General features: G+C 63.4%; 10 protein-coding genes. 7 read left to right on the forward strand and 3 right to left on the reverse strand.

What is annotated here, in order from left to right; all coding sequences use genetic code 11:
- The first annotated feature begins 445 nt into the window (after positions 1-445).
- The 6 genes from A9O65_RS04445 (at position 446) to mntR (ending at position 9034) form a co-directional block, all read left to right on the forward strand.
- Complete coding sequence (locus tag A9O65_RS04445; protein WP_064699446.1) at positions 446-706, forward strand: DUF4212 domain-containing protein; 261 nt, start codon at positions 446-448, stop codon at positions 704-706.
- A 5-nt stretch (positions 707-711) separates the two neighbouring features.
- Positions 712-2505 carry a sodium:solute symporter family protein gene (locus A9O65_RS04450; protein ID WP_064699447.1) on the forward strand — a complete coding sequence of 598 codons (1794 nt, stop codon included), beginning with the start codon at positions 712-714 and terminating at the stop codon, positions 2503-2505.
- 94 nt (positions 2506-2599) lie between these two features.
- On the forward strand, positions 2600-3115 hold the full coding sequence (locus A9O65_RS04455; protein ID WP_064699448.1) for a hypothetical protein: 516 nt from the start codon (positions 2600-2602) through the stop codon (positions 3113-3115).
- A 143-nt stretch (positions 3116-3258) separates the two neighbouring features.
- A complete protein-coding gene (locus tag A9O65_RS04460; RefSeq protein ID WP_064699449.1) occupies positions 3259-7203 on the forward strand; it encodes a hybrid sensor histidine kinase/response regulator in 3945 nt (1314 codons plus the stop codon).
- 129 nt (positions 7204-7332) lie between these two features.
- Entirely contained in the window at positions 7333-8613 is a 1281-nt protein-coding gene (locus A9O65_RS04465) for an Nramp family divalent metal transporter (RefSeq protein WP_064699450.1), read from the forward strand.
- A 10-nt stretch (positions 8614-8623) separates the two neighbouring features.
- Positions 8624-9034, forward strand: coding sequence for a manganese-binding transcriptional regulator MntR (gene mntR, locus A9O65_RS04470; RefSeq protein WP_064701481.1), 411 nt, complete (start codon positions 8624-8626; stop codon positions 9032-9034).
- A gap of 86 nt (positions 9035-9120) precedes the next feature.
- On the opposite strand, the gene A9O65_RS04475 is transcribed toward mntR, so the two are convergent.
- The 3 genes from A9O65_RS04475 to A9O65_RS04485 form a co-directional block, all read right to left on the reverse strand.
- Positions 9121-9786, reverse strand: a complete 666-nt coding sequence (locus A9O65_RS04475; protein WP_013333318.1) for a response regulator — start codon at positions 9784-9786, stop codon at positions 9121-9123.
- A gap of 240 nt (positions 9787-10026) precedes the next feature.
- Positions 10027-11976 carry an acetate--CoA ligase gene (gene acs / locus A9O65_RS04480; protein WP_064701482.1) on the reverse strand — a complete coding sequence of 650 codons (1950 nt, stop codon included), beginning with the start codon at positions 11974-11976 and terminating at the stop codon, positions 10027-10029.
- A 164-nt stretch (positions 11977-12140) separates the two neighbouring features.
- Positions 12141-12701: a SprT family zinc-dependent metalloprotease gene (locus A9O65_RS04485; RefSeq protein WP_064701483.1), complete on the reverse strand. Its 561-nt coding sequence runs from the start codon at positions 12699-12701 to the stop codon at positions 12141-12143.
- A 71-nt stretch (positions 12702-12772) separates the two neighbouring features.
- Here A9O65_RS04485 and A9O65_RS04490 point away from each other — a divergent pair, with 71 nt between their 5' ends.
- Positions 12773-13426, forward strand: coding sequence for a YecA/YgfB family protein (locus A9O65_RS04490; RefSeq protein WP_064701484.1), 654 nt, complete (start codon positions 12773-12775; stop codon positions 13424-13426).
- Positions 13427-13523 lie beyond the last annotated feature (97 nt).

A 13523-nucleotide genomic window follows, 5' to 3' on the forward strand; every position in this document is an offset into this window, starting at 1 on the left:
CATCCATCATCGAACGAAAGCATCCACCCGGGGACAGTCCCCGACATCAGACTAACAAAGCCACACCAATGGCAAGAATCCATACCATGGTTCTATATGCCGAAGTCGTACGACACTGAGTCATGGAGACGATGGCGTAATACCATCGTGTCATGCTGTACGACTTTCCTCTCTCTCCACTACCTTCTTGGCCGCTATACCATGGTCCCATATCGACTTAAGGACTATATCCGAAAAACCTTCAAAACACTCATAATCCACTGATTAAAAAAAGAAACCATAGATACACAAAAATACTTGCCGCTCATTGATACCAAAGTATGGGCTTTCTTTTTTCACATTATTGACCAGCATTACTCGTGACACAGTGGATGATGACTTCGCCTCATCACTGCTCCCTTCAGGTGCAACTTTCCGACCTCGACAACAAACGGAGAGCAACACAATGGCAGACAAAAAATCCAACGCCGAAGCCTACTGGGCGGCCAACATCCGGCTGATCGCCGGATGCCTGGTCGTCTGGGCCCTGGTGTCCTACGGCTGCGCCATCCTGCTGAGGCCTCTACTGGCCGGCATCGCCATCGGCGGTACCGACCTTGGCTTCTGGTTCGCCCAGCAGGGTTCGATACTGACCTTCATCGGCATCATCTTCTTCTATGCCTGGAAGATGAACCGACTGGATAAACAGTTCGGACTCGAGGAGTAACCCACATGAGTCAATTTGCCATCAACGTCCTCTTCGTGGGCGCCTCCTTTGCCTTGTACATCGGCATTGCCATCTGGGCCAAGGTCGGGTCGACCAAGGACTTCTATGTGGCCGGTGGCGGTGTCCACCCCATCACCAACGGCATGGCCATCGGCGCTGACTGGATGTCGGCGGCTTCCTTCATCTCCATGGCGGGCCTGATCGCCGCCGGTGGCTACGCCAACTCGACGTTCCTGATGGGCTGGACCGGCGGCTATGTCTTGCTGGCGACCCTGCTGGCGCCCTACCTGCGCAAGTTCGGCAAGTTCACTGTCCCGGAGTTCATCGGCGACCGCTTCTACAGCAAGCCGGCCCGCATGGTCGCGGTGGTCTGTCTGATCGTGGCCTCGGTGACCTACGTCATCGGCCAGATGGCCGGTGCGGGCGTGGCCTTCTCGCGCTTTCTCGAGGTGGATGCCACGACCGGCCTGTTGATCGCTGCCGTGGTGATCTTCTTCTATTCGGTACTGGGGGGCATGAAGGGCATCACCTACACCCAGGTGGCCCAGTACATCGTGCTGATCATCGCCTACACCATCCCGGCAGTCTTCATCTCGCTGGAGCTGACCGACAATCCCATCCCACCGCTCGGGCTGTTCTCCGACCACAGCGAATCCGGCGTTCCTCTGCTGGCCAAGCTCAACGAGGTGGTCACCGCCCTGGGCTTCAACGAGTACACGGCAGACGTGGACAACAAGCTCAACATGGTGCTGTTCACGCTCTCGCTGATGATCGGCACCGCCGGCCTGCCTCACGTCATCATCCGCTTCTTCACCGTGCCCAAGGTGGCTGATGCCCGCTGGTCGGCCGGCTGGGCCCTGGTGTTCATCGCTCTGCTCTACCTGACCGCCCCTGCCGTGGCCTCCATGGCACGTCTCAACATCGCCACCACGGTCTATCCCGAGATGGCCGGCCAGGTCGAGAACGTCGAGCAGGCCACCGCCGATCCGATTCTCTACGAGGATCGCCCCGGCTGGATCCGCACCTGGGAAGAAACCGGGCTGATTCAGTACGAAGACAAGAACAACGACGGCCGCATCCAGCTCTACAACGACAGCGAGGACTTCGCGTCGACCGCCGAACAGCGCGGCTGGGAAGGCAACGAGCTGTCGGTCAACAATGACATTCTGGTCCTGGCCAATCCCGAGATCGCCAACCTGCCCGGCTGGGTGATCGGCCTGATCGCGGCGGGCGGCCTGGCGGCGGCACTGTCGACAGCCGCGGGACTGTTGCTGGCCATTTCCTCGGCAATCAGTCACGACTTGATCAAGGGGGCCATCAATCCACGCATCAGCGAGAAGGGCGAGTTGATGGCGGCCCGCATCTCGATGTCCGTCGCCATCATCGTGGCTACCTATCTGGGGGCCAATCCTCCGGGCTTCGCGGCACAGGTCGTGGCACTGGCCTTTGGCATCGCCGCCGCCTCGCTGTTCCCGGCACTGATGATGGGGATCTTCTCCAAGCGGGTGAACAATACAGGCGCCATCACCGGCATGCTGACCGGCCTGATCTTCACCCTGGTGTACATCTTCATCTACAAGGGCTGGTTCTTCATCCCCGGCACCAACAACCTGCCGGATACGGCGGAACACTGGGTGCTGGGCATCTCGCCGCTGTCCATCGGGGCCGTGGGTGCCATCATCAACTTCGCGGTGGCCTTCACCATCTCCCGGATGACCGCAGAACCGCCTCAGGAAATCCAGGAGCTCGTCGAGAGCGTGCGCTATCCCAAGGGCGCTGGCACCGCCACCGGCCACTAGGTCATAATCCCACCTCGGCGTCGTCCGCGGCGCCGGCCACAACCCTTGCATCGGGCTTCCTTCGGGAAGCCCGATGGTCGTCAGGAAGCCCGACATGATTTGGCATTTGATCGCGGCGATCTTCGCCGGCCTCGGCGCGGCAGGTCTCGGACTGCTGCTGCGCACTCTGAGCGGCAAACGGCTGCCGCGCTGGATCGTCCCCGTATGCGCCGGCCTCGGCATGCTCGGCTACCAGATCCAGCACGAATACGGCTGGTTCGACCATAAGCGCCAGCAACTGCCCGATTCTGCCCAGATCATCTCCACCACCCAGGAGCCGGCCTTCTGGCGTCCCTGGACCTACCTGCTGCCAATGACCACGGCCTTCACGGTGGTGGATCGCGACGATCGCGTCGTCACCACGGCGGACGGACAGCGACTGGTGGAATTCATTCTCTACCGCTTCACCTCCGGCGCCTCCGAACGCGTGATCCATCAGGCCCAGCTATTGAACTGCGACAGCCACGAACTGGTCCCGCTCGGTGAGGAACAACGCCAGCCGCAGATCGACGAGCTGCGCCGTCTGACGGGCTCGGATCCGCTCTACCAGGAGATCTGCCAAGCGAATTGAGGGGCACCCACGAGTCGCTCTCTCGCCCATTTTCCCGTCGCCATGCCTCCCCTGCGACTCGCTACCCTATGTCGACCGTCAACAGGGGCGTTTGACTGCCCGCCAGGCTGCTAGAATGGCCGCATCAAGTAAGGGAGATGCGCATGTTCGCTGGCTGGCTACTGATCGTCGTTTCACTGCTGTATGTCGCCGTCCTGTTCGCCATTGCCTGGCGCGGCGACCGCCTGGCCAGGTCACGGGGCGCCACACGACGCCGTCCGATCGTCTACAGCCTGGCGCTGGCCATCTACTGCACCTCCTGGACCTTCCATGGCGCCGTGGGCCAGGCTGCCACCTCGGGTTGGTCCTTCGCCAGCATCTTCGTCGGGCCCATTCTCACCCTGCTGCTGTTCTGGCCGGTGCTGGCCAAGATGATCAGGGTCGCCAAGCATCAGAACGTGACCTCGATCGCCGACTTCATCGCCTCGCGCTACGGCAAGACCCAGTCCCTGGCCGCCTTCGCCAGCCTGGTAGCCTTGATCGGCACCCTGCCCTACATCGTGCTGCAGCTGAAGGCCGTCTCCACCTCCTTCAGCGTGCTGACCTCGGAGGCGGACATCACCCGCGCGCCGCTGTTCGGCGATACCGCCTTCTATGTGGCCCTGGTGATGGCGGCCTTCGCCATTCTCTTCGGCACCCGCCATACCGATGCCACCGAACATCATGAAGGCCTGATCCATGCCGTGGCCTTCGAGTCGCTGATCAAGCTGGTGGCCTTCCTGACGCTGGGCGCCTACGTGACCTGGGGCATGTTCGATGGCCTCGGCGACCTGCTGGCCTTCGCCGATATCCAGCTCGAGCTGCAACGCCAGCTTGCCCAGCAGGACTTCGGCCAGGGGTTCTGGGCACAAACGCTGCTGGCCATGCTGGCCATCCTCTGCCTGCCGCGCCAGTTCCATGTCGCGGTGGTGGAGAACACCCATCGCGACGATGCCGCCAAGGCCCGCTGGCTGTTCCCGCTCTACCTGGTGGCCTTCGGCTTCTTCGTGCTGCCTCTGGCGGCCGCCGGCCTGACCATCTTCGCCGATACCGATGTGCCGCCCGATACCTATGTGCTGGCACTGCCCATGGCTGCCGGCAGCGAATGGCTCACCCTGCTGACCTTCATCGGCGGCTTCTCGGCCTCCACCGGCATGGTGATCGTCGCCGCGGTAGCGGTGTCGATCATGATCTCCAACGAGATCGTCATCCCCGCCCTGTTCCGTCTTCGCTGGTTCGACACCAAGGCCCGCGACTACGGCCGTCTGGTGCTGCGTGCACGGCGCATCACCATCGGCGTGATCCTGGCGCTGGCCTACGGTGCCTACCAGTTGCTCGGTGACTTCAGCTCCCTGGCCGCCATCGGCATGCTGTCCTTCGCCGCCGCCGCCCAGTTCGCCCCGGCTCTGATCGGTGGCCTCTACTGGAAGCGCGGCAATCGCCTGGGCGTGATCGTGGGCATGAACGCCGGCTTTGCGATCTGGGCCTACTGCCTGCTGATGCCGGACCTGATCGCGGCCGGCGTGCTTCCCGAGACCTGGCTGCAAGGCGGTCCGCTGAACATCGGCTGGCTCTCGCCCACCGCCCTGTTCGGACTCAATGTGGGCGACAGTTTCACCCATGGCGTGATGCTGTCGTTGGGCGTCAATCTGGTCGCCTACATCTTCGTTTCCCAGATGACCCCGCAGCGCGTGGTCGAGCGCATCCAGGCCTCGCTGTTCGTCGACAGCGTCGAGACCCGTCAGACCTCGGTGAACCGCCCCTGGACCGGCGCCACCACGGTGGGCGACCTCAAGGTCCTGTGTGAACGCTTCCTGGGTGCCGGCCAGGTCAGCCGGGCCTTCGACGACTATGCCCGCCGCATCGGCAAGCCGCTGGAGGACAATACCCGCGCTTCCATCGATGTCATCCAGTTCACCGAGCGCTTTCTGGCCTCGGTGCTGGGCGCGTCCTCGGCCCGTATCGTGGTCAATTCGGCGCTGCAGGGCCGAGGCATCGGTATCTCGGATGTGATCTCCATCGTCGACGAGGCCTCCCAGGTACTGGAGTTCAACCGCGCCCTGCTCCAGGCGACCATCGAGAACATCAACCAGGGCATCAGCGTGGTCGACCAGAACCTGCGCCTGGTGGTGTGGAATCAGCGCTATCTGGAACTGTTCCGCTTTCCCGATCACCTGATACGGGTCGGCGCGCCGATCGATCGCATCTTCCTCTACAACGCCCACAACGGCGAATACGGCCCCGGCGACCCCGAGGAACACGTCAAGCTGCTGCTCGACAACATCCGCGAGGGCCAGCCCCACCGCTACGTGCGCTATCGCCAGGACGGCAGCGTCCTGGAGGTGCAGGGCAATCCCATGCCAGGTGGTGGATTCGTCTACACCTATCAGGACATCACCCAGCAGAAGCGCACCGAGGAAGCGCTGATCCGCTCGGAAAACAACATCCGCATCTATACCGACAATGTGCCGGCGCTGATTGCCTATTTCGACAAGGACTGCCGCTACCTCTTCACCAACCGAGCCTATGAGCAAGCCTTCGAGATCGATCGCAACGAGGTCATCGGCAAGCCCCTGCAAGCGGTGATTCCCGAGGACATGGCCAGGGAGCGCGCGCCCTGGATCGATCGCGCCCTCGCCGGCGAACGCGTCAATTTCGAAGTCTCGCTGCAGTTGCCCGAAGGCATTCGCTACATGCTGGTTACCTATACGCCGCACTTCGGCGACAGCGGCGCCATCCTCGGCTTCTTTGCCCTCTATCAGGACATCACCGAGCGCCGCCGCGCCGAGATCGCCCTCAAGGAGACCAACGAAACCCTGGAGGAACGCGTCCGCGAGCGCACCCAGGCGCTCTCCGAGGCCAATGCCGCCCTGCGCCAGGAAAACCGGGTCCGTGCCGAGGCCGAGCAGGCATTGCGCCAGGCCAAGCAGGTGGCCGAGGACGCCAACGCCTCCAAGACCCGCTTCCTCGCCGCGGCCAGTCATGACCTGCTGCAGCCCCTCAATGCTGCGCGCCTGTTCACCTCGGCCCTCACCCAGGAGATGGATGCCGACGACATGAAGCGCACCATCGGCCATATCGACAATTCCCTGCAGGCCGCCGAGGAGCTGCTCGGCACCCTGCTCGATATCTCCAAGCTCGACGCCGGCGCCCTGACCCCCCGACGCAGCCATTTCGCCCTGGCAGACATCTTCCGGCCGCTGCGCGCTGAGTTCGACGTCATGGCCGAGGAGCGCGGCCTCGACCTGGTCGTCGTGCCCAGCCGCGCCTGGGTCGACAGCGATGCCCAGATGCTGAGACGCATCGTGCAGAACTTCCTCTCCAACGCCATCCGCTACACCCAGGAAGGCCGCGTGCTGCTGGGCTGTCGTCGTCAGGGAGAGCGGCTATCCATCGAAGTCTGGGACAGCGGCCCGGGCATCCCTGAGGCCAAACAGGCCGAGATCTTCCAGGAGTTTCGTCGCCTCGACCAGGCATCGCGCCACAAGGAAGGTGAAAAGGGGCTCGGCCTGGGGCTTTCCATCGCCGAGCGCATGAGCCGGGTGCTCGACCATCCCATCCGCGTGCGCTCCGAGGAAGGCGCCGGTACCGTCTTCGCGGTCAGCGTGCCGGTGGTGGAGGCCCGCAGCCAGGAAGTTGCCGAGGAGAAGAGCAAGACACGCCGTGCCGGCAACAAGCTGGCCGGCACGCGCATCCTGTGCATCGACAACGAGACGCTGATCCTGGAGGGGATGAAGGCGATGCTCACCGGCTGGGGCTGCGAAGTCTTCACGGCCACCTCCATCGGTGGTGCCAAGTCGGTACTGCGCCATCTAGATGCCGATCCCGATGCCATCCTGGCCGACTACCATCTCGACAACGAAGTCACCGGCCTGATGGCCATGGAGGCGCTTGCCGAGCGTCTGAACGGCAACGTCCCTGGCATCGTGATCACCGCCGACCGTACCGAGGAAGTCGCCGAAACGGTCAAGCGCGCGGGTTACCACCTGTTGCTCAAGCCGGTACGTCCCGCTGCCCTGCGGGCCTTGTTGACCCGAACCCTGCAGGCCAGCCGGGCCGCTGCCCGCTGATGGCGCGATGAGCGCTCGCCCCTTCGATAGTTAACATCAATCGAAGGGGCGAAGGAAGGCTATTGGTCAACGTGGCGACCATGAGTTAACTTCGAGACCAGTTATTAACCATGGTTAACAGACCCTGCCATGCTTTCCACCATTTCCAACGATGCGATTCGCGACAAGGCCGCCGCAACGCTTAGCGGCCGTCGTCGACGCTGGGGCTGGACCCCGTTCTTCGGCCCGGCGCTGATTGCTGCCGTGGCCTACGTCGATCCCGGCAACTTCGCCACCAATATCGAGGCCGGCTCGCGCTATGGCTACGCCCTGCTGTGGGTGGTGCTTGGCGCCAACCTGATGGCGATGCTGATCCAGACCCTGTCGGCACGCCTAGGCCTGGCCACCGGCCGCAACCTGGCCGAGATCATTCGCGACCGCTATCCCCGTCCGCTGGTCTGGTGCTACTGGGTCCAGGCCGAGATCGTCGCCATCGCCACCGACCTGGCCGAATTCCTCGGTGCGGCCCTGGCCTTCAACCTGCTCTTTGGTCTCTCGCTGATGGAAGGCGCCCTGCTCACGGGCCTGATCACCTATCTGGCCCTGTTACTGCACCGCCAGGGATTTCGCCTGATGGAGATCGTCATCGGCGCCATGATCATGGCAATCGCCAGTGGCTTTTTGCTGGAAATGCTGCTCGGCACGCCCGACCCCACGCCACTGCTCGAAGGACTGCTGATTCCGGGCTTTCCCGATGGCTACGCCCTCTACCTGGCCGCCGGCATCCTCGGTGCTACCGTGATGCCTCACGTCATCTACCTGCACTCGGCACTCTCCCAGAACCGCATCCAGACCGATGACGAGGGACAACGCAGGCGCTTGATGCGCTACTACCGGCTCGACGTCATCATCGGCATGGCGGTCGCCGGCCTGGTCAACCTGAGCATGCTGGCCATGGCGGCGGCGGTCTTCCATGCTCAGGGACGGCTCGATGTCGCCACCATCGGCGACAGCTATCAGCTGCTCTCGCCGATGATGGGCCAGCAGGCGGCCAGTCACATCTTCGGCCTGGCTCTGCTGCTGGCCGGACTGTCCTCCTCGATCGTCGGTACCCTGTCGGGCCAGGTGATCATGCAGGGCTTCGTCAACTTCACCATTCCCCTGTGGCTGCGCCGGCTGATTACCATGGTGCCGGCATTGGCGGTCATCATGATGGGCATCTCCGAACAGAAGGCCCTGGTCGCCAGCCAGGTCATCCTCAGCTTCGGCATCCCTTTTGCCCTGATCCCTCTGTTATGCTTTACCGCTGACCGCCAGCTCATGGGCAGCCTGGTCAACGGCAGGGCCGTCACCCTCATCGGCGGGGGCATCTGCGCGCTGATCATCGCGCTCAACGGCTATGTACTCTTCTTCACCCTGACGGGACACTGACAGGTCGCGAATGCCAGCCTTGCCCAAGCACGAATACTTCCGGCGTGTTCGACAGGATCACCAGACGGAGCTGGTCGAGGACTACGTCGAGGAGATCGCCCACCTGCATGCCCGGCATGGCGAGGCGCGTGCCAGCGACCTCGCCGAATGCTTCGGCGTCAGTGCTGCCGCCGTTTCCAAGGTGATCACTCGGCTCAAGCGCGATGGCCTGGTCATTGCTCGCCCCTACCGCGGCATCTTCCTGACGCCGCTCGGTGACGACATGGCCAGACGGGTCGCCAAGCGTCACGCCGTGGTGCTGGAGGTCCTGCGCAAGCTCGGCGTGCCCGAAGAGATCGCCCGGGCCGACTCGGAAGGCATCGAGCACCACTGCAGCGAGGCAACGGTGGAGGCCATGCGCCGTTACCTGGACGACGACTGACGCGCTGCACTTCCGTCGCCGGAAACCGAAAACGCCGCCCCGAAGGGCGGCGTTCGCATTGATGGTGTGTACATCCGGCCAGGCCGTCAGGACTCTTCCACCTTCGGCGGCTCGACCTCGAGCTTCTGGGCCGCGATCACTGCCTGGGTTCGCGAGTGCACGCCGAGCTTGCGCAGGATGGCCGTGACATGGGCCTTGATAGTGGCCTCGGAGACATTGAGTTCGAAGGCGATCTGCTTGTTGAGCAAGCCTTCGGTGAGCATGTTCAGCACCCGGAACTGCTGCGGCGTGAGCGAGGCAATGGCCTCGGCAAAGCGCGTGTCTTCCTCGTCGGCCTCACCCAGGGCTTCGGCCATTTCCTCCGGCAACCATACTTCGCCATCGAGAATCTCGCCCACTGCCTCGGCAATCAGCGCCAGCGACGCGGACTTGGGAATGAAGCCGGAAGCCCCGTAATCGATGGCGCGACGCACCACGTGGAGCTCATCGCTGCCGGACACCACGGCCACCGGGATATCCGGCGTCTGGCCGCGCAACTGAATCAGCCCGGAGAAGCCATGCGCCCCCGGCATGTGCAGATCCAGCAGGATCAGGTCGGCATCCGGGTGACGGGTCACCACCTCGGTCGTGGCTTCCATGGTATCGGCCTCGACGATCTCGGCCTGGGGCGCCAACTGGCGCAACGCCTGGGTAAGGGCCGCGCGGAACAACGGATGGTCATCGGCGACGATGAATTTCTGGGCAAAAGCCATGGTTCTCCTCCGGTTCCGGATGCAACGAGCGGGGCCGCCGCCTGCTGGACGCTTGTATTTTACCGCATGTTACCCTATGGCCGAGGCAATGCCCAAGCGATCCGCCTGAATTGTCGACACTTTCCGTCAACGTCACGAAAAAGCCGGCCCATGGCCGGCTACGATGCGGAATGGTGACCGGGCGGCCGGCAACATGCCCCGCCCGTTCCTGCATTCCAGGGATCGCGCTGATCACGATGATCAGCGATTGGCGCGATGCTCGATCAAGTCCTCGACCACCGACGGATCCGCCAGGGTGCTGGTATCCCCCAGGCCGTCGCACTCGTTGGCAGCGATCTTGCGCAGGATTCGGCGCATGATCTTGCCGGAGCGGGTCTTGGGCAGGCTCGGCGCCCACTGGATGATGTCCGGCGAGGCGATCGGCCCGATATCCTTGCGCACCCACTGGGTCAACTCCTTCTTGAGTTCGTCGCTGGGCTCGTGCTCATCATCCAGGGTCACGTAGATATAGATGCCCTGCCCCTTGATGTCGTGGGGGAAGCCGACCACGGCGGCCTCGGCCACGGCCTCGTGCGCCACCAGCGAGGACTCGATCTCGGCGGTGCCCATGCGATGGCCGGAGACATTGAGCACATCGTCGACCCGACCGGTGATCCAGTAGTAGCCATCCTCGTCGCGACGGCACCCATCGCCGGTGAAATACATGCCCTCGTAGGTGGAGAAATACGTCTGGACGAAGCGTTCGTGATTGTTCCAGATCGAGCGAGCCTGCCCCGGCCAGGAGTCGAGTACGACCAGGTTGCCGTCGGTGGCGCCCTCGAGCCGCTTGCCTTCGTTGTCGACCAACGCCGGCTGCACGCCGAAGAACGGCAGAGTCGCCGAGCCGGGCTTGAGGTCAGTCGCCCCGGGCAGCGGCGCGATCATGATGCCGCCGGTCTCGGTCTGCCACCAGGTGTCGACGATCGGGCAACGTTCCTTGCCGATCACCCGATAGAACCACTCCCAGGCCTCGGGATTGATCGGTTCACCCACCGAGCCCAGCAGGCGCAGGCTGTCGCGCTGGCTGGAATCCATGACATGGTCGCCATGGGCCATCAGGGCGCGCACCGCCGTGGGCGCGGTGTACAGGATGTTGACCTGGTGCTTGTCGACGATCTCGCCCATGCGGCCGTTGGTCGGATAGCTCGGCACCCCCTCGAACATCAGGGTCGTCGCGCCATTGGCCAGCGGCCCATAGACGATGTAGCTGTGGCCGGTCACCCAGCCCACATCGGCGGTGCACCAGTAGACCTCGCCGTCCTGATAGTCGAAGACGTACTGATGGGTCAGGGCAGCCTGCAGTAGATAGCCGCCGGTGGTGTGCTTGAGGCCCTTGGGCGCACCGGTCGAGCCGGACGTGTAGAGAATGAACAGCGGATCCTCGGCACCGACTTCCTCGGCCGGGCAATCGGTGGACTGCTTGTCGACCAGTTCGTGGAACCAGACGTCCCGACCGTCCTTCCAGTCGATCTGTCCACCGGTGCGCTGGAACACCAGCACCTTCTCGGCCACCTCCGTGCCTTCACGGGTCAGAGCCGCATCGACATTGTCCTTGAGCGGCACCTGCTTGCCGCCACGCACCGACTCATCGGCAGTGATCACCACCTTGGAGGCGGCGTCCTTGACGCGCTGGGCCAGGGCATCCGGCGAGAAGCCACCGAACACCACCGAGTGCACGGCACCAATGCGCGCGCAGGCGAGCATGGCCATGGCCGCCTCGGGCACCATCGGCATGTAGAGCGTGACGGTATCGCCCTTGCCGACGCCCAGTTCCTTGAGGGCATTGGCCAACTGACAAGTGCGCTCGTAGACCTCGCGGTAGGTCAAGGTCTTGGAATTGGCGGGATCGTCGCCCTCCCAGATGAGCGCCGGCCGGTCGCCGCGGCTGGCCAGGTGGCGATCCAGGCAGTTGACGCTGGCATTCAGCTTGCCATCTTCGAACCAGCGGATGTCGACGTTGTTCGAGGCAAAGGAGGTATTCTTGATGACGCTCGGCGCCTTGAACCACTCCAGTTGCCGGGCCTGCTCGGCCCAGAAACCGTCCGGATCATCCACGGAGCGCTGGTACATGGCCTGGTAGGTGTCCTTGTCGGCCCAGGCCTTGGCGGCGATGTCATCGCGTACCGGATAGATATGCTGCTGATCGCTCATCGAAATGCCTCTGTCCTCGGGATGATCCCTTCAGGTGGATGAAGCCGACCGGGCGCGACGCAGCGTCGATCGGCACCATGTAAAGTATTCCCAGCATACCCCCCTGCTGGCCTGGCTTCACTTTAGACATTGGTATGAACGATTTTCTTTTTTATAACAAATAGTTAAATCGAATCATCGACCGCCGAACATCTCATGTAGACCAATGGCTGACCGCACTTTCGGCACTGGTAACGTCGCCCCTGCCGAGCCAGGCCATGACGACGCGCCGAGAACCCATGTTCTCGACAGCCACAGCGATAGCGATAGGGTTCGGGACTCGCGCGTCCGGTATCGAAACGATGCGTGGCATGTGGCACCAGCCCGAACAGGTCGCGCATCACCGTCTGCCATTCGTGCCCATGGGGCCGTGCGCGATGGCCATCCGCCAGATGATGTACCAACCAGTGGGCCACTTCGTGGGGCACCACCTCGACCAGGAAAGCACGGCGGTTCTCGTCGAAGAGAACCGGGTTGAATCTCAGGCCACCACGACCGAAATGGGCCTGCCCGGCGCCCTTGCCACGCAGGTCGAGCCAGACGGCCGGGCGCGGCAAGGTGCCATGCACCTCGCGACACAGCCGCCAGGCGGCCTCTACCCGCTCGCGCAACACGCGCTGGCTGGCAGCGCGATCGAGAGAGTCGAGCCATTCGGTATCGGGTTCGGGCAACGCGGGATGGATCATGGGGTGCTAGAATGGCGCCACGCCAAGGCGGCGTAAAGCCCCGCGCGAGACGACACCTGCGAGTGAGAGACATGTCAGACGACACCCCCCAGCCCCAGCCGCTCCTTGACGACGAGGCCCTCGACCGGCTCGACGACTTCCTCGAGTCCGAGCGGGTCGATGCCGACGCTCTGGACCTGATCGGCGCCCACGGCTTTCTCGTTGCCCTGGCCGTGGCCCCCAACGACTTGCCCGCCACCGCCTGGGTACCGGAACTCTTTCACGGTGAGCCGGCCTTCGCCGATGACGCCGAACGGGAGTCGGTCCTGGCACTGCTCGAGCAGTTGCGCCATAACGCCATTCAGGTACTGGAAGGAGGCGGCCTGCCCGAACTGCCGTTCGACCTGGAACTGGGAGGCCTGGCACCGGAAGAGACGCCGATCGGCGACTGGTGCGCCGGTTTCATGGAAGGCGTCTTCCTGGACGAAGCGGCCTGGTTCGCCGACGACGAGGAGGCCGCCGCCACCTTGTTGCTGCCCTTCATGCTGCTCTCGGGGCTGTTCGCCGATGAACCCGACATGGCCGAGCTGGCCACCGACGAACAACGCCTGGAAAGGCTGGTGGCGCAACTCCCCGAACTGGTGCTCGATCTCTATCTGCACTACCGGGTTCCGCCGGAAACGCCCAAACCCAAGCCACGCCGCAAGGGGCCATCCGGTCGTGGCAAGAAGACGCGCAAGACGTAAGCTGGAAGCTGGAAGCTGGAAGCTGGAAGCTGGAAGCTGGAAGCTGGAAGCTGGAAGCTGGAAGCTGGAAGCTGGAAGACAGCATGAACCCCGACAA

It is taken from the genome of Halomonas caseinilytica, assembly GCF_001662305.1.
GTDB lineage: Bacteria > Pseudomonadota > Gammaproteobacteria > Pseudomonadales > Halomonadaceae > Halomonas > Halomonas caseinilytica.